Origin of the sequence: Maribacter orientalis (genome assembly GCF_900109345.1) — a bacterium.
GTDB lineage: Bacteria > Bacteroidota > Bacteroidia > Flavobacteriales > Flavobacteriaceae > Maribacter > Maribacter orientalis.
Genome location: NZ_FNZN01000007.1, coordinates 130,410 through 147,609 on the forward strand (window position 1 = coordinate 130,410; position 17,200 = coordinate 147,609).

The following is a 17,200-nucleotide window of genomic DNA, read 5'->3' on the forward strand; positions in this document are numbered from 1 at the left end:
AAGTTTACCTTTCCATTACGGCTTTAGACATTCCTAATAAAGACAAAGAATTAATTTCAGCGTTTTCTATTAGGAATGTTTTTTTTATTTCTAATTCAGAATAGCTGACAGCGTCTTTAAAAAGCTTATCTCGTTTGCGCTGCTTTCTTTTTTTAAAAATATCGATGGTAACACCCACTGTTGCACCACCCAATACAGTAGCCAACAAATCGGCATTGTCCCAACCACCATATTGCTTTTGGTCAATACTTTCTTTTGCCAAGCCAATAAGTAAACTACCTCCTATAGCCCCAATAAACGTCCAAGTTCTATCACCATCTGAAATTTGACTAGCTACTCCTGCACCTACTAAACCATACAAATTTCCTCCAAGAAAGTGAAGCACCTTATCTTGCTCTACTTGACTATATGTGCTGTGTAGCGATATTAGAATAAAAAGGAAAGCAAATATTTTTTTCATAGTGCGCAAAGATAGAAATTCTAAGATATTGGTCGACTTAAAAAAGGGTTATGATTACTAAACTAAATCGGTACTAATTTTAATTTATAGTATCTTAGAATTTTAAAAACTATATGGAATTAAAGAACTTTATTAAAAGTCTAAAAATAATGCACCTATTTTTAGTTGCTGGTCTAAGTATTTTCACCATTTGGGTCATACTTCAAATTAACAGCTTTAACACCAGTACAAATGGTGATAATGTATATTTATATCTAGTCCCTGTTCTTGCTTTATTAGGCTATTTTGGAAGTCAAATGATTTTTAAAAAAATGACAGCGAGTATAAAGTTAGAAAGTCAATTAACAGATAAATTGAAGAAATATCAATCTGCATTGCACCTTAAATACGCTCTTATTGAAATTCCTGCTTTTCTAGGCCTTTTTGTCTATTTTAATACTGGCAATGCCTTACCCGTTGTAATCTCTATCTGTTTATTGGCTTATTTATTCGTACAAAAACCAAATAAAGAAAACATAGTCAATAGCTTACCATTAACTTCAGAAGAAAAAACCCTAGTTCAAAACTCATAACCCAATCCAAAAAATGAAAAATTTAAATAAATTAATATTAGCCTGTATGTTATCTCTTTTTGGACTAGCTGATTTACAATCACAAGATTGGGCCGACTTAAATCGATTTAAAGAGGAAAACACAAAACTACCAAGTGTTCAAGAAAATGAAAATCGCATTTTATTTATGGGGAATTCCATTACTATTGGCTGGTTAAATCTTAGACCAGAATTCTTTGCAAATAAACCTTATGTTAACCGCGGCATAAGTGGACAAACTACACCACAAATGTTGGTTAGATTTAGACAAGATGTAATTGATTTACATCCTAAGGTCGTAATCCTTTTAGCTGGCACTAATGATATTGCTGGTAATACAGGACCTTCGACATTAAAAATGATAATGGACAATATTAAAGGTATGTCCGAAATAGCCCAAGCCAATGGTATTAAAGTAATTCTATCCTCTACCTTACCTGCCTACGATTATCCATGGAAACCAGGATTAGAACCTTCAGGAAAAATAATTGAATTAAATAAAATGATTAAGGAGTATGCGGAATTAAAAGATCATATTTATTTAGATTATTTCTCTGCCATGGTTGATGAACGTAACGGATTACCTAAAAAATATGCTGAGGATGAAGTACACCCAACCATTGAAGGCTATAAGGTAATGGAACCTCTAGTAGAAGCTGCTATTAAAGAGGCATTGAATTAATGGTTGAATTACCTTAAAAAAAAACGACCGTACTCGACTTAAATGTTACATTGATTATGTTCTGCGTTAAAATAGTAGTTTACTTATTTCATATGTTCATCAGTCTTTTGATATAAAAATCTTTTTATGCGATAACTACTTATGAAAACCAAAGCCATATTTTTTTTTATAACTGTAGTCCTTATAGCTTCATGCTCTTCTAAGAGTACAACAGAACAAGATCATAAAAAGATTGTGGCCATCTTAAATCAACAAGAAATCGACTGGAACAATCATGATTTAGAAGGTTTTATGGATGGGTATTGGAAATCAGATTCACTGTATTTTTATAGTGGTAAAAAGCTGAAATCTGGTTGGGAAAACACATTATATAGTTATTTAAAAAGTTATCCTGACAAGTCTTATTCAGGCACCTTAAAGTTTACTATAGCAAAGATTTCTGCTATAACTTCTGATTCTTACTTTGTAATGGGAGAATACAACTTAACACGCGAAGTTGGCAATGCAACAGGAACATTCATGATTATTTTTAAAAGAATAAATGGCGAATGGAAGATCATTGCCGATTCTTCTTGTTGACCTCTTATAGTAGTTATCTTTTGATTATTTTTGGGAAATTTTGATTAAAAAATAATATGAAAAAAACATTAACATTATTGGTCACTTTGGCCCTATCATGTAACTCCTCTCAAAAAACGGTTAAAGAAGCGACTGCTGAAACTGTTTCAGATGAGGCATCAGAAATTAGTTTTGCAGAATCCATTACCGAAAATGAATTAAAAGAACATTTATTCACCTATGCTTCAGATGAATATGAAGGAAGAGAAACTGGTGAACCTGGTCAAAAAATGGCGATAGCTTATATTAAGGCTGAATATGAAAAATTAAAAATTCCTGCTGCGAAAGCCGACGGCGACTATTTTCAAGAGGTTCCTTTAGAAATAAGTAAACTACCTATAGGTAAATTAAATATAGAAGGTAAAGACTTTCCTATTGGCGAGCATGTTTTAACTTTTTCAGCAGCCAACACTTCTACTAATGAAATTGTATATGCGGGTTATGGAATAGAAGAACCAAATTACTCTAACTACAAAGACATTAATGTAGAAGGAAAGATTGTATTACTTAAAGCAGGAGAACCTAAAAACTCTGACGGCACATATACAATTTCAGGAACTAGGGAAGCTTCTATATGGAGTAACATGTCTGAATCACTAACTAAAAGAATTCAAATAGCAGCTGATAAAGGCGCTACAGGAATTCTTTACTACGATACCGAAAACTTTAACAGATTTAAACGAAGGTTCGAGGCTATGAAATCGAACAACAATGACCGAATGGAACTTGTTGATAATGGCGCAACAGAGTTTTATAGCCTATTCATAGATCAGGTGTTAGCTAAAGACATATTATCATCAATTGATACTGATGACACATCTAAAGTACTTAACAAAGCATTACAATTAAGTTTTGAAAGTTCTAACGATAAAATTACCTCAGAAAATGTAGCCGCACTTATTAAAGGAACAGAAAAACCAAATGAATATTTAGTAATATCCTCACACTTGGATCATATAGGCATTTCGCCAAATGGCGATATAAACAATGGAGCCGATGATGATGGCTCTGGAACCGTTGCTTTATTGGAAATTGCAGAAGCATTTAAATTAGCAGCTGATGCTGGTAAAGGACCTAAAAGATCAATACTGTTTTTACATGTTACTGGTGAGGAAAAAGGACTCCTAGGTTCTCAATATTATACAGATATAGAGCCAATTGTTCCCTTAGCCAATACAGTAGCAAACTTAAATATTGACATGATTGGTAGAATAGATCCAAATCGTGAAGGTGAACGAAACTATATTTATCTTATTGGATCAGACAAATTGAGCTCAGAGCTTCATAATCTTTCAGAAAGTGTAAATAAAAACTTCGCAAATATTGAATTGGATTATACCTATAATGATGAAAATGATCCTAATCGTTTTTATTATAGAAGTGACCATTATAACTTCGCAAAAAACAATATTCCAATTATTTTTTATTTTAATGGCACTCACGACGACTATCATCGACCAAGTGACACACCAGATAAAATAAATTATGACTTATTACAAAACAGGGCACGACTTATCTTTTATACTGCTTGGGACATTGCAAATAGAGAACAACGAATTGTAGTGGACAAACCAGTAAACTAATTTTACTGTAAAATTAAAAAAGCCTGTTAACTTACTAATTAACAGGCTTTTCTCATTTAAACATATCATGTTCATAAATAATATTAAAACAAAAAAGCCTTGGAAAAAATCCAAGGCTTTTAGTTTGCTTAGGGTGGAAGACCGGGTTCGAACCGGCGACCCTCGGTACCACAAACCGATGCTCTAACCAGCTGAGCTACAACCACCATTTGTAAGCGAGTGCAAATGTAAATTTTTTAAATAGTACTCACAAATAATAAATGATATTTGAATAAAAATTTCAATTTTTCCCATGCTTAATATTTTTCTAATTAAATTGTTAAACAATTATGGAAGATTACTTTTTATATTTTTAAAATTAATGCAATATAAAATTACAGTTAAGCACATATTTTTTCTTTTCGCGGTTGTATGTATTAATACGACAATTGCGCAAGTAGATAGTATTCAGTATTACAAAGAAAAAATAAAGACATTCTCTCAAAGTTCAACGTATTCTGAAAATAGTACTACCTACATTGACCTCATTAATAATTTATCATATCAACTAAGATATTCTGGCTTAGATACCATGAACATTATTACAGAAAGAGCTATGGAACTAAGTAAGCTACTTAAGTATAAAAAAGGTGAACTAGAAGCTTTAACAAATTTTTCTGCATTTTATCTATATCGAGGAGGCACTGAAAATTCTATTAAATACTGTCAAAAAGTTTTAAGCGATAACGAGTTGATTGATTATCCTAGATTGGAAATGAAAGTTTATAATCATTTAGGGCAAGCATATTACATTAAACAAGAATACCCTTTAAGCTACACCTATTTTTTGCAAGGATTGGCACTTGGTGAAAAGCATAAAAATAAGTTTTATGTCTTTTTAATGAACATGAATTTAGGTACCATGTTTAATCTTTTAGAAGACTATGATGAAGCCAAGTTATTTTACACCTCTGCTTTTGAGTTATCAAAAAAAACTAAAGATGCGAATATGGATGCTATGTTGTCTAGTAATTTAGCATTTCTGCATATTCAAACAGGAGATTTTGATAAAGCGAAAAACTACTTAAATAAAAGTATTGTTCATTTTGAGTATTCCAAAAACAAAGAATGGTTAGCTTTTTCTCTATCTACTTTAGCCCAGTTATACTTGAAATCAAAAAAATATAATGAGGCTATAATTAACTACCAAAAAGCATTAAGTGTTCACGGTTCTGATAATGACATAAAAGGTAGAGCAGATATTTATTATGGCTTGGCTAAGTCTTATTATGAGATTCAGGACATTACCAAGGCTGAAGAATATATAAATGAAAGTCTTAGCCTTTATTCATCATTTAATCTTAATACAGGTTTAGAAAAATGTTATAGAATTTTATATCAAATTAAAAAAGAACAAAATCAAATATCAAAATCTTTAGAATACTTAGAATTAACTGAAAAATTGGCGAATGATATTTTTATAGAAAAAAATAAAAGAAATTTAAACATGCTTAATACAAAGTTGAATTTCGAAAAAGAAAAAGATGACCTGAAAGCAAAAAATGAACTAGCTATCGACCAGCAAAGAAAATATGTAAAATGGTCATTGGCAGCCTTGCTAACATCATTTATAATAGTTTTAATAATTTTAAATTCTGTTAAAAGAGAAAAATTATTAAACAAGAAACTTGAGAATCAAGCAATTGTTTTAAAGGATAATCAAAAAACCCTTTCAAAAATTAATCAAAATCAAGATCGGCTTTTTTCTATAGTAGGTCATGACTTGCGTGGGCCTATAATTTCGTTAAAAGAATTACTTGATTTATACATTGAAGATCCAGAAGGCAAAAAGTATTTTGAGAAATTTGCTCCTCAATTAAGGGATGATTTAGAACAAGTTCAGTTTACCATGGACAACCTTCTACATTGGGGCAAAAATCAAATGAAGGGAAGTTCAATTAAATTAGAAAGAATTTCTGTCAGCAATGAAATTGAGAATATTTTACATTTCTTTAATAAAGAAATTAAAAAGAAATACATTAAAATCGACAACCAAATAATCAATAACCATTACGCTTTTGCAGACCTAGACCAATTTAATGTGATTTTCAGAAATTTGATAAGTAATGCAATAAAATTCACCCCAAACGAAGGTAAAATAACCCTTACCTCTAAAATAAAGAACGCTAATTTATTAATTGAAATATATGATACTGGTGTGGGAATGAGTGAGTTGACCTTAAGTAAATTATTTAAAGACACCGAACATATATCGACTTCAGGCACCAATTTAGAAAAAGGCACAGGCCTTGGATTACGACTGGCAAAAGAAATGATTGTTAAAAATAACGGAGAAATATTTGTTCAAAGTAAAATTAATGAAGGAAGTCATTTTATTGTAGAATTACCTTTACCAACTATTTAGTATTAGTCAAGAATATTTGAAGAATAATTTTAATTGTTTTCTATTCTCTTCGTATTGTAAGCATCTTAATATTTAGCCTTTTATCATATCTTCAAGAGAAACAATTTTGCTGATAATCAGGAGTTGAAATCTATTTTCATCGATGAAATGCACTTTTAAATCGTTAAAACACACAATAATTGGTGTTTCACAACAATTATTGCTAATACCTTAAATTCTACTCTAAATTTAGGAATTCAATTGTAGAGTCTATTTATGTTTAGTAATATCTTAAGAACACTTTTATTCTTCAACCCTCTTAGGGGCTGCCTTCTTGTGTTATTACTTTGCAGCTTATCTTCAAGTACCCTAACAGCTCAAGTTTCTAAAAGAGATAGTTTATTAAAGCTTGTAAAGCAAGGTAAAGTTTTACAACATAAAAATTCGAAGGATACCCTTTACATAAACAACCTTATAAAACTTGCTGCTGAATATCGTTTTCATAATTTAGATAGCCTATTATCCTTAAGTAATGAAGGTATAGCTTTAAGTAAAAAAGCAGATTATAAAAACGGTATAATTCGTTCGTATGTTAATATGGGCGGGTACTATTCAGACAAAGGCAAATTAGATGAAGCGATTTCAAATTTTAAAAAAGCTTACGAGCTTTCATGCCAAGAGAATAATTTTTATCTAAAAGTCAGCACTTTAAATGACTTAGCTAAAGAATACATGTTTAAAGGTGATTATTCACTTTCTTTAAAAAGATATTTAGAAGCTATTGAGATTGCAGAAGAATTAGATTTTAAAAAATTATTATCAATTATAAATGAAAACATTGCTCACTTATACCTTGAGCAAAAAGACTTTGAACTAGCTATGGTTTTCTTTAAAAAAGCGAAAGCATTCAATAAAGAAATCGGTGACCCCATTATCATGGCAGAAACCATGAGTAATATAGCTTCCACCTATGCTGAAATGAATGAACTTGAGTATGCTATTTTCAATGTAAATAGTAGTATAGCTATTTTTGAAAAAGAAAGGATACTTGATTGGTTGGCATACTGTTATGAGGTTAAAGGCAAAATTTATTTAAAAAAAGGAAAAAATACTTGGGCTCTTTATTGGTACAAACAAAGTGAATTACTGCATAAAGAGATAGAAGATGACAGAGGTAAAATTGGTTTGTTAAATGGTATGACCGAAGCCTTTTTAAACCTTAAAAAAGATAGTGTTGCAGAAGAATATGCTTTAAATGCCTTTGAATTATCTAAGAAAATAGGCCTACGCACAGGTATTAAGGATTGTACCTATCAATTATTCAAAATTTATAAAAACAAAAAAGAATTCAAAAAGTCTTTATGGTATCATGAAATCTATCAAGTAACATCTGAATCTTTAACCAAAACAAGTAATGAGAAAGCTTTGAACATGTTGAAGGCGAAAATGGAATATGACCAACAAAAGCAGCAGCTAATAATAGAAAATGAAAAAGAATTAGCTAAACAAAAAATTTACATTTACATATTTATTATTATTCTAATAATTCTTTCTATCATAGTGTTCATAATACACAGAAATGAACAAATACATAAAAAATTAAATTTTGAACTACGTTCTAATAAATCTGACCTAGAGGAAAAACAAGCGTATCTCAATGAATTAAACCAAACTAAGAATAAATTATTTTCTATTATTGGTCATGATTTAAGGGGCCCAATTGGTGCCTTTCAAGGACTTCTAAAGTTATTTAAGGAAGGTGAAATGACGAAAGATGAATTCTTAAATTTCGTGCCAAAACTTAAAGTAGATATTGATTCTATATCTTTCACATTAAATAACTTATTATCATGGGGGCAAACCCAAATGAACGGTTCAACTACTAGACCATCGTCTACAAACTTAGATGATATTGTTGAGGAAAATATGTCACTTTTATCTGAAATCGCAGAATCCAAATCTATTCAACTTATTAATAGAATTGAAGCAAATTGTCAAATTTGGTCAGACCCAAATCAAGTTGATATCATCATTAGAAACTTATTAAGCAATGCCTTAAAATTCACACCTAATAACGGGCAAATTATTATTGGGGCTATTCAAAAACTAAAAACTTGCGAAATTTACGTAAAGGATAATGGCATGGGTATGACCGAAGAAACTATAGGTAAAATTTTCCAAAAAGATTCTACCCATACCACTTATGGTACAAACGACGAAAAAGGAACAGGTTTAGGCTTATCTTTATGTAAAGAAATGGTTGAGAAAAATAATGGAAAAATATGGGTGCATAGTGCTTTAGGAAAAGGTTCTAGTTTCTATTTCACGATTCCAAGAGTTATACAACCTGTTAAAAAATCTGCTTAAATTAAATGTTCTAACGAGTCTACAGCTATTAATCTTTCAACTGTAAAACCTTCACCATAATCTACACCTACTAAACGACCTAAATCTTTAGCTCTATAATGTACACTCTCGATAAAAGTTTTACTACTTATAGGTGTCTCTGGCTCGTTACTATTAGGATCATGAAATTGAGACGTGTAGGCTAATATGGCATTTGTCTTAAATTCAATAAAATCACTTATATCAACCACAAAATCTGGAGTCAAATTTTTCCATTGTATATAATGATAAACTAGTTTAGGCCTCCATTCTACTTGATTCTCCCCTCCTATTTTAGTTTCAATACGCCTTAATCCGCTTAAAAAGCATGCATCACTTACTAATTTGCTTCCCTTACCGTGATCAATATGTCTATCAACAATTGCATTACATAAAACAGTATCAGGCTGATATTTACGTATCATTTTGATAATTTCCAATTGATGGGTTTCATCATTAACAAAAAAACCATCTCTAAACTTTAGGTTCTCACGTACGGCTACACCTAAAACTTTAGCCGCAGCAGCAGATTCCTTATCCCTAATTTCCGCTGATCCTCTTGTGCCCAATTCTCCACGAGTTAAATCAACAATTCCGACTTTTTTACCTAAGGCTATCTCTTTGGCAATTGTACCACCCGCTCCAAGTTCTGCATCATCGGGATGCGCTCCAAAAACTAATATATCCAACTTCATGCTTTCCTATTTGTATCTAATGATGCTTATGCTTTATTTTTAATAGCTTCTAGTGCCTGTAAAATATCTTGTATCAAATCTTCAGGTTCTTCAATCCCAACAGAAAAGCGAATCAACCCATCAGCTATACCTTGTTCTGCACGTACTTCGGCACTCATTAAAGCATGAGAAGTTTTAGTTGGTGATAATACTGTACTTTCAACACCAGCTAAACTCATCGAAGATTTTATCAATTTTAATGATTTTTGAAATAGAGACGCATCTAAACTTGAATTCAACTCAAACGATAACATTCCTCCAAATCCTTTCATTTGTTTCTTTGCAATTTCATGATCTTCATGCGTAGGCAAACCAGGATAATAAACCCTTTCGATGTCTTTATTTTCTTGTAGAAAATTGGCCATAGCAAGCGCATTCTCATTTTGGGCTCTTACCCGTATACCCATAGTCTTCATACTTCTTTCTAATAGCCAAACGGTATAATCACTTAAACTACCTCCTAAATTTTTTGCCAGATGAAAAATGCGCTCCATATTCTCAGCAGTGGAAGCAACAGCACCTGCGCAAATATCTGAATGACCACCCATGTATTTAGTAGCACTATGAATCACTATATCAATTCCAAAGTCAATAGGATTTTGATTCACAGGGCTCGCAAAGGTATTATCGATCATGGTTATTAATCCGTGTTTCTTAGCTATTGTTGCAACCGCTTTCAAATCAGTAATAGTCAACAACGGATTTGAAGGTGTCTCAATATAAATAACTTTAGTATTCCCTTTAATTTTCTCCTCAAAAGCTTCAGCCTTCCAACCTTCTGTAAAGGAGTACTCTATTCCGTATTTACTAAATTCTTCATTCACCAAGTTATATGTACCACCATATAAAGTCTGCTGCAATACAACATGATCCCCAGCCTTCAAAAATGCAAGTAATGCAGTACTGACCGCTGCCATGCCACTACCGAAGATAAGAGCAGCTTCTGCATGCTCTAATGCCGCAATTTTCTTGCAAAGCCCTTCTTGATTTGGTGTATTAAAATATCTAGGATAACGCTTAACATCTACATCCTCATATGCATAAGAGGTACTCATATAAAGTGGAGATATCGCTCCACGATGTTGTTTATCTTCTAATTCACCTATATGAGTACATATGGTGTTCAAACCTTTATTTTGTGCTTTCATTTCAAAAAATAATAAAGATTAAAGGTAAGAAAATAGTATGTAAAGAAGTTCATTTCAATATTTGTTAATAGATTTACTTGTATCGGTTTTGAGCACGCTTTATTATCCATTATCGTGCATTATTCACCTAATGAATATTTCTGAATATGAGAAAACTAGTTTTTATCACTATCCTAATTACAATTTTTACAGCATGTAAAAACCAAAAAACTATAGCTACAGGGTATCAAGGTCAAGGAAAGAGCGCCGTTGTGTCTACTTTGTCTAAACCAGTACAAAAACAATGGAAAGGTATTTGGTCTTTTGAAGATGACAACCTATTTTTTAGCAATGATTTTGAGAGTGGTCGTTTAAATGGGGTTACTGCTGATGGCGACAATCATTATACTGCGTTGATTACAGCAGAGAATACGCCTGTTAATGTGAGCCCATGGTATGCATTTAAGGTTTGGTCTAACACCCCTAAAATGATTACCATAAAAATGACCTATCAAGATTCGAGAAGTAGGTATTATCCTAAAATCAGCACTGACGGAGAGAACTTCACTCCCCTTGACAGTGTCAATTTTACAGTGTTAAATAAAGGCACGGGAACATTCGGTATCAATGCCGCCCCAGAGTTTGTAGAATTAAAAATTAATGTTGGGGAAAAACCAACCTATATTACTGCTCAAGAACTATATGGCTCAACCAGAGTAAAAAAATGGATAGATTCCTTGTCCACAAAAAACTATATCTCCAATTATGAGATTGGCGAGAGTAGAGAGAAAAGAGCGATGAATTTAATGGAGGTCAGTAATGGAACATATAAAAAAGCTGTACTGGTAATTTCAAGACAGCATCCACCTGAAGTTACTGGATTTTTAGCCATGAAATCTTTTATTGAAACCCTTACAGGTGATTCGCCAAAAGCTGAGAAATTTAGAGATAATTATGATTTATTTGTTGTCCCTTTAATGAATCCTGATGGAGTAGATAATGGTAATTGGCGCCACAATATGGGTGGTATTGACCTTAATAGAGATTGGCAAGATTTTAATCAGCCAGAAACTAGAAGTGTTAGAGATTTTCTTGTGAAAAAAGAAAACGAAGGATACGAGTTTGTTTTTGGAGCCGATTTTCATTCTACTTGGGATGATATTTATTACCCTATAGATTCTACCATAATTGGAAAAAAAGGAGATATTGTTTTTAACTGGATTGAAAACATAACCAAACGATTACCACAAAAACATACGAACATAAAACCTTCTACGGAAATAACACCTACAATGGTATCGCGTAATTACTTTTACGTTAACCATGGTATGCCTGCTATTGTTTTTGAATTAGGCGATAATACCCCAAGAGACTTTCTAAAATTAAAAGGTAAAGTAGCCGCAGAAGAATTAATGGATTTGTTATTAGAGTAAATTACTCCCTAAAATTTACTTTGTATCTCCAGTAACTTATTCCACCTAATGCCAAAACACCAGCCACTAAGTAATAGATGAACATAGGCGTAATTACCTGTGCGCCACTAGCGTAACTATGTAAACCTGCCAAGTAAAAGTTAACACCGAAATAGGTCATCATTATACTGCCAAAGGCCACAACACTCATAAAATTAAAGGTCCATTTTCCTCTTAAACCAGGTACTAAACGGGTGTGTATAACAAAGGCGTATATCATAATAGAAATAAGAGCCCAAGTTTCTTTAGGATCCCAACCCCAATAACGACCCCAACTTTCATTTGCCCATTGCCCTCCTAAAAAGTTACCAATGGTCAGCATAACAAGCCCAGTGGTAATAGCCAATTCAGTTATAATGGTCAATTCTTTAATATTGATTGCCATACGTTCCTTATTCTTTTTCGTAGTCAATATCATTAGAATTAGCGAAACTAGCCCCAATATCATACCAACGGTTAAAGGACCATAACTACCCACAATTACAGCAACGTGAATCATTAGCCAGTAACTATCTAAAACAGGTTGTAAATTAGCAATTGATGGATCTATCCAACTTTGGTGTGCAATCCATAATAACATCGCAGTAACAAAGGCCGTAGCAGCAAAGGTCATATCACTCTTACGCCCTAAAGCCAAACCGATACCCATAGTAGACCAAGCAACATATAAAATGCTTTCATAAGCATCACTCCAAGGTGCATGGCCAGAAATATACCAACGCAAAGCTAAACCAGCTGTATGCCATAAAAAGAACATGATTATCGTTCCTTTAAAGAAATAAATGGCCACTCGCCATATAGAGCGATCTTTAAATATTTGAAAAATAAGTGTAAAAAACATTAATAAGCCTACCAAAGCATAGCACTTATACAACCTATTAAAAATATCTAATCGATTATAAATTACCTCTGTATTCACTTTGTTTTGTGATGGTAATACTTCACTACCATGATTCAACTGGTTTTGTTGAAACGCTGCCAATAATTTATCCGCTTGTTCATAATCACCAGTCTCTTGCGCTTTACCCAAAGTCATTAGATAATAAGGCATGGCATTTTTTACGAAATTGGCATAGAGAGAATCCCTTATCTCATACTGCCCTCCCCTATATTCTATGGCCGAAATCCATTTGTTGTTCTCATCATCCAATAATGGAAATATTTTAACAATATCTTGACCTAATGCTTGGTTCAATAAACTCAATCGAATATTGGCATCTTTAAAATCTTGTTGAAATTTATTCGGATTGGTTGTAGACGTTGCCTCAACTAAGTAAGGCTCTAACTTATACTGCCCTTTTTCATCAAAAAAATCGGTTGCTTTCACATATTTCTGTCCAGATGGAATTCCGATTATTTTCCTGATACTATCATTCTGAGCTTTTTTATCCAAAGCGATAAACTCTGTATTATACCACACAGCAGGATTCATCATCATCGATAGTAAGATCTGGTCAGAATTATAATCCAAATACGTATCCTTAAGACTTAATTTTCGAAGTAGTTCTGATGAAAAGGTATTAATAGGCTTCATTCGCCCTCCATCATCTTGTATGACTAATTTCCCGAATTTGTCAGCATGCTCTTTACCCACCATGCTTACTTTCAGTAAAGAATCGATTTGCATTTTACTAGGCGTAGGCTGATGACCATGACCGTCATCAACAGAATGTTGTTCTTGAGCATAAGTAGAAAAAGAGAATGCCATTAAAAGTAAGATAGCTCCAAACATCTTTTTCTTCTTTACTTTAATCTTATCTAAAGATTCAGCTAAATCTCTAAAACGCGTTTTACCAAAAAACATAATACCCATTAAACCTATATACAATAGAAAATAACCAATGTAGGTAATCCATGTACCCCAGAAATCATGGTTTACAGATAACGTTGTTCCTTTTTCATCAGGATCAAAACCTGATTGAAAAAAACGATACCCTTCATGGTCTAAAACATGATTCATGAAAATATCATAATCGAACGGACGTTCATCAGCAATAGTTACCCTACTCATAAATGAAGCATAGCCTTTTTCCGTACCAGGATATTTTTCAGCAATAAAGTCATTCAATTTAATACCGAAAGGCAATTCATAAATTTTAGAACCATAACGAACTGAAAAATCTAGCCCACCTACTTTTATTTTTTCACTAAAATCTGACGGTCCCTTACCTCCTAACACTTTTACTTGTTTGCTTTCTCCATTTGCAGAAACATTCAGTATCATTGCATCTTGGTCAAATTTAGTTTTCTCTGCATTAGGAATTTCAACGATACCATACGAACCTCGAGTTAAAGAATCTGGCATTACAAATTGCATACCAGCAGTATTATAGAGCGAGCGTAATTGCAAGGGCTGTAAACTATCTTTTACCAAAGTACCTTGGAATTGGTCTGCCATTCTCATAAAATTACCCTCGAACGGAGCGAATATCTGATAAATAGAATCGGTAGTTTTTATATTTATAGCACCTTCCGTATTATTGTTCAAAGCAAATAACACATTGTGTATACTAGCTACTTTACCATCTTCTAGATAATGCTCATGACGTTGACCGTCACCAGCTTCTACAATTTTCAGGTAGTTATTACCTGATGGGTCTGGCAAAAGGCCTTCTTTAGCACCAGAAATAAAATCAACATAAGAAACTTTAAAATCTTCTCCATTAAAGTCTTCCTTCCATGGTAAGTTAGATTTTATAGCCTCAGGAGTAACAATCAAATCATCTTCCAATACCTTTCTACGCGGTTCTCCTTCAATATCACCATCAACATATACCGTTAAATAAGTTTTATCGGAATAAAAAACCTTTTCTGTTTTTCCTTCACGAATCGGCATCATACCTTCAAAACTTATATATCTGGTTACAAAAGCCCCAATAATAATTAACACCCAAGAAAGGTGAAGAACAAGAACTGGCCATTTTTCTAATCGTAGCAAACGATATCTAGAAATGTTTCCTAGAAAATTAATCACGAAGAATACCATTATGACTTCGAACCATAAGGCATTATAAATCCAAATACGAGCAGTTTCTGTGCTATACCAACTTTCTATGAAAGTACCGAATGCCATTGCAGTTGCAAAAACAATAAACAGAATAGACATTAAACGAGTAGAAAAAAATATTTTTTTGAACATTTCCGTCATTGAGAAGAGGCATTGATTTTCAAGATGCAAAAATAAGGTCTTTTCATCATTTATGCGTGCCTTTTGTTGCTTTTAAACAACCTAGAGACTGTTAATATTAATACAACACTACTTCAATAAACTTTGTATTTTTGCGGCATGATATCGGTAGTTATAGTAGGAACAGGCAATGTCGCTCAAAATCTTTTTCAAGCTTTTGACAAAGTTGTCGGTGTGGAGATAAAACAGGTACTAGGAAGAAATGAAAATCATTTGACCTTTGCCAAGGATAAAGCATCTATTAACACCGATTTTACTCAGTTACCTTCAGCAGACATCTATATTTTAGCTATATCAGATGATTCAATTGGTTTAGTAGCTGAAAAATTTAAAGATATAGATGGCTTGATTGTTCATACGTCGGGTGCAACATCTTTAGAGATTTTAAGTAAATGTAAACGAACTGGAATTTTTTATCCCCTTCAAACATTTACAAAAGGTAAAATTATTTCATTCGAAAGTATACCCATATGTATTGAGGCGAACAATAAAAAAGACCTTGAACTTTTGCAAAATTTGGGAAAAACCCTAAGCGATACTGTTATAAAAGTAAATTCTGAAAAACGTAAAATTTTACATGTGGCAGCAGTATTTGTAAATAATTTCACCAATTACATGTATACTATTGGTGCAGAAATTTGCAAAGAAAACAATATCGATTTTAAACTTTTACAACCCTTAATTGAAGAAACTGCAGCTAAACTAGATGATTTAACCCCTTACGAATCACAAACAGGGCCAGCAAAACGTGGCGACCAAAAAACATTACACAAACACTTACAATTAATTAAAAAAACACATCAAAGGGAGCTTTATACCCTATTAAGTAACGCAATTAAAGAGAAACATGGAAAAGAGCTATAAGGAGTATTTAAAAGACATTACGACATTCGTTTTTGATGTAGACGGGGTATTCACAGATGGAAGTCTTTTAATTACTACCGATGGTGAAATGCTTCGTAAAATGAGTGTTAAAGATGGTTATGCCTTAAAAGTTGCACTTAATAAAGGATATAATGTGTGTATTATAACTGGTGGTACCAATGAAGGTGTTCGTAGCAGATTAAAAGCACTTGGCGTAACTGATATCTATATGGGTGCCCACCATAAAATTGATGCTCTCGAAGAGTATATGGATATCTATCATATTGAAGCAGAAAACATTTTATATATGGGTGATGACATACCTGATATTCCACCTATGAAAGTGGTAGCCTTGGCTACTTGTCCTCAAAACGCGGTTGCCGAAGTAAAAAACATAAGTAATTACATATCACATATTAATGGCGGTCATGGTTGTGTTCGAGACGTTATTGAACAAGTTTTAAAAGTACGTGGCGATTGGATGAGTCATTTTAGCGCTGCAAACGATTAATTATGCTGAAGGAAAAACTTAGAAATCATAATGTAATTTTAGCTTCAGGGTCCCCCAGAAGACAACAGTTTTTCAAAGAAATGGAACTGGATTTTGAGGTACGGCTAAAATCGGTAGAAGAGGTTTATCCTTCTAAATTAAAAGCGGCTGAGATATCAGATTATTTAGCTAAATTAAAGGCTAGTGCTTTTAAAAATGAGTTAGAAACTAAAGATATATTAATTACGTCAGACACAGTGGTTTGGCATAATAATGAATCATTGGCAAAAGCAGCAAATAATACTGAAGCTGAAGTAATGCTTAAAAAATTATCTGGAGAATGGCATCAGGTAATCACTTCTGTTTGTTTTACTACAAGCGAACGACAAATTGTACTTAACTCAATAACTGAAGTTAAATTTAAGGATTTAACCGATGAAGAAATTCGGTTTTATATTGAAAAATTCACTCCTTTTGATAAAGCAGGTGCATACGGAATTCAAGAATGGATTGGGTTAATTGGCATAGAAGAAATAAAAGGCTCATATACAAATGTTGTTGGACTACCAACTCAATTAGTTTATGATACATTAACTAAAATGGTAGAGTAAAATAAGATTAATAC

At 32.7% G+C, this 17,200-nt stretch carries 14 protein-coding genes and 1 tRNA gene; 10 read left to right on the top strand and 5 right to left on the bottom strand.

Annotation, left to right across the window (positions count from 1 at the left end):
• Positions 1-4: 4 nt before the first annotated feature.
• Positions 5-460 (bottom strand): hypothetical protein, encoded by a 456-nt coding sequence (locus tag BMY56_RS14655; RefSeq protein ID WP_177170981.1) that lies wholly within the window; start codon positions 458-460, stop codon positions 5-7.
• A 149-nt stretch (positions 461-609) separates the two neighbouring features.
• On the opposite strand from BMY56_RS14655, the gene BMY56_RS14660 reads away from it, so the two are divergent.
• The 4 genes from BMY56_RS14660 to BMY56_RS14675 all read left to right on the top strand — a co-directional run bounded on the left by BMY56_RS14660 (position 610) and on the right by BMY56_RS14675 (position 3,933).
• On the top strand, positions 610-1,032 hold the full coding sequence (locus tag BMY56_RS14660; RefSeq protein WP_143057828.1) for a hypothetical protein: 423 nt from the start codon (positions 610-612) through the stop codon (positions 1,030-1,032).
• A gap of 13 nt (positions 1,033-1,045) precedes the next feature.
• Positions 1,046-1,732: an SGNH/GDSL hydrolase family protein gene (locus BMY56_RS14665; protein WP_091625845.1), complete on the top strand. Its 687-nt coding sequence runs from the start codon at positions 1,046-1,048 to the stop codon at positions 1,730-1,732.
• A 141-nt stretch (positions 1,733-1,873) separates the two neighbouring features.
• Complete coding sequence (locus tag BMY56_RS14670; protein ID WP_091625848.1) at positions 1,874-2,311, top strand: YybH family protein; 438 nt, start codon at positions 1,874-1,876, stop codon at positions 2,309-2,311.
• A gap of 56 nt (positions 2,312-2,367) precedes the next feature.
• Positions 2,368-3,933 (top strand): M28 family peptidase, encoded by a 1,566-nt coding sequence (locus tag BMY56_RS14675; protein WP_091625851.1) that lies wholly within the window; start codon positions 2,368-2,370, stop codon positions 3,931-3,933.
• A gap of 131 nt (positions 3,934-4,064) precedes the next feature.
• On the opposite strand, the gene BMY56_RS14680 is transcribed toward BMY56_RS14675, so the two are convergent.
• Positions 4,065-4,140, bottom strand: a tRNA-His gene (locus tag BMY56_RS14680).
• Positions 4,141-4,294: 154 nt separating this feature from the next.
• On the opposite strand from BMY56_RS14680, the gene BMY56_RS14685 reads away from it, so the two are divergent.
• Together BMY56_RS14685 and BMY56_RS14690 are read left to right on the top strand one after the other, a co-directional pair.
• Positions 4,295-6,337, top strand: a complete 2,043-nt coding sequence (locus tag BMY56_RS14685; RefSeq protein WP_218144571.1) for a tetratricopeptide repeat-containing sensor histidine kinase — start codon at positions 4,295-4,297, stop codon at positions 6,335-6,337.
• Positions 6,338-6,592: 255 nt separating this feature from the next.
• On the top strand, positions 6,593-8,683 hold the full coding sequence (locus tag BMY56_RS14690; RefSeq protein WP_091625857.1) for a tetratricopeptide repeat-containing sensor histidine kinase: 2,091 nt from the start codon (positions 6,593-6,595) through the stop codon (positions 8,681-8,683).
• Here the strand turns inward: BMY56_RS14690 and bshB1 are convergent.
• Positions 8,680-9,396: a bacillithiol biosynthesis deacetylase BshB1 gene (bshB1, locus tag BMY56_RS14695; protein ID WP_091625859.1), complete on the bottom strand. Its 717-nt coding sequence runs from the start codon at positions 9,394-9,396 to the stop codon at positions 8,680-8,682. The genes BMY56_RS14690 and bshB1 overlap by 4 nt on opposite strands.
• A 26-nt stretch (positions 9,397-9,422) precedes the next feature.
• Complete coding sequence (locus tag BMY56_RS14700) at positions 9,423-10,583, bottom strand: trans-sulfuration enzyme family protein (protein ID WP_091625862.1); 1,161 nt, start codon at positions 10,581-10,583, stop codon at positions 9,423-9,425.
• Positions 10,584-10,729: 146 nt separating this feature from the next.
• Between BMY56_RS14700 and BMY56_RS14705 the strand changes: the two genes are divergently transcribed.
• The gene (locus BMY56_RS14705; RefSeq protein WP_091625864.1) at positions 10,730-11,995 is read left to right on the top strand and encodes a M14 family metallopeptidase; all 1,266 of its coding nucleotides are present in this window, start codon (positions 10,730-10,732) and stop codon (positions 11,993-11,995) included.
• A gap of 1 nt (position 11,996) precedes the next feature.
• Here the strand turns inward: BMY56_RS14705 and ccsA are convergent, their stop codons facing one another.
• On the bottom strand, positions 11,997-15,182 hold the full coding sequence (ccsA, locus tag BMY56_RS14710) for a cytochrome c biogenesis protein (RefSeq protein WP_091625867.1): 3,186 nt from the start codon (positions 15,180-15,182) through the stop codon (positions 11,997-11,999).
• Positions 15,183-15,320: 138 nt separating this feature from the next.
• Here ccsA and BMY56_RS14715 point away from each other — a divergent pair, with 138 nt between their 5' ends.
• The 3 genes from BMY56_RS14715 to BMY56_RS14725 are packed head-to-tail and all read left to right on the top strand — an operon-like array spanning position 15,321 to position 17,186.
• Entirely contained in the window at positions 15,321-16,085 is a 765-nt protein-coding gene (locus tag BMY56_RS14715; RefSeq protein WP_091625869.1) for a Rossmann-like and DUF2520 domain-containing protein, read from the top strand.
• Positions 16,069-16,596 carry a KdsC family phosphatase gene (locus tag BMY56_RS14720; protein WP_091625871.1) on the top strand — a complete coding sequence of 176 codons (528 nt, stop codon included), beginning with the start codon at positions 16,069-16,071 and terminating at the stop codon, positions 16,594-16,596. The genes BMY56_RS14715 and BMY56_RS14720 overlap by 17 nt, the downstream gene beginning before the upstream one ends.
• 2 nt (positions 16,597-16,598) lie before the next feature.
• Positions 16,599-17,186: a Maf family nucleotide pyrophosphatase gene (locus BMY56_RS14725; protein WP_091625874.1), complete on the top strand. Its 588-nt coding sequence runs from the start codon at positions 16,599-16,601 to the stop codon at positions 17,184-17,186.
• The last annotated feature ends 14 nt before the right edge of the window (positions 17,187-17,200 follow it).

What these genes read in the sequence shown, in the direction of transcription:
- BMY56_RS14725 (WP_091625874.1), top strand. Translation starts at nt 16,599, where the DNA reads ATGCTGAAGGAAAAACTTAGAAATCATAATGTAATTTTAGCTTCAGGG.
- BMY56_RS14665 (WP_091625845.1), top strand. Translation starts at nt 1,046, where the DNA reads ATGAAAAATTTAAATAAATTAATATTAGCCTGTATGTTATCTCTTTTT.
- BMY56_RS14715 (WP_091625869.1), top strand. Translation starts at nt 15,321, where the DNA reads ATGATATCGGTAGTTATAGTAGGAACAGGCAATGTCGCTCAAAATCTT.
- BMY56_RS14670 (WP_091625848.1), top strand. Translation starts at nt 1,874, where the DNA reads ATGAAAACCAAAGCCATATTTTTTTTTATAACTGTAGTCCTTATAGCT.
- BMY56_RS14655 (WP_177170981.1), bottom strand. Translation starts at nt 460, where the DNA reads ATGAAAAAAATATTTGCTTTCCTTTTTATTCTAATATCGCTACACAGC.
- BMY56_RS14705 (WP_091625864.1), top strand. Translation starts at nt 10,730, where the DNA reads ATGAGAAAACTAGTTTTTATCACTATCCTAATTACAATTTTTACAGCA.
- BMY56_RS14685 (WP_218144571.1), top strand. Translation starts at nt 4,295, where the DNA reads ATGCAATATAAAATTACAGTTAAGCACATATTTTTTCTTTTCGCGGTT.
- BMY56_RS14675 (WP_091625851.1), top strand. Translation starts at nt 2,368, where the DNA reads ATGAAAAAAACATTAACATTATTGGTCACTTTGGCCCTATCATGTAAC.
- BMY56_RS14720 (WP_091625871.1), top strand. Translation starts at nt 16,069, where the DNA reads ATGGAAAAGAGCTATAAGGAGTATTTAAAAGACATTACGACATTCGTT.
- bshB1 (WP_091625859.1), bottom strand. Translation starts at nt 9,396, where the DNA reads ATGAAGTTGGATATATTAGTTTTTGGAGCGCATCCCGATGATGCAGAA.
- BMY56_RS14690 (WP_091625857.1), top strand. Translation starts at nt 6,593, where the DNA reads ATGTTTAGTAATATCTTAAGAACACTTTTATTCTTCAACCCTCTTAGG.
- ccsA (WP_091625867.1), bottom strand. Translation starts at nt 15,182, where the DNA reads ATGACGGAAATGTTCAAAAAAATATTTTTTTCTACTCGTTTAATGTCT.
- BMY56_RS14660 (WP_143057828.1), top strand. Translation starts at nt 610, where the DNA reads ATGCACCTATTTTTAGTTGCTGGTCTAAGTATTTTCACCATTTGGGTC.
- BMY56_RS14700 (WP_091625862.1), bottom strand. Translation starts at nt 10,583, where the DNA reads ATGAAAGCACAAAATAAAGGTTTGAACACCATATGTACTCATATAGGT.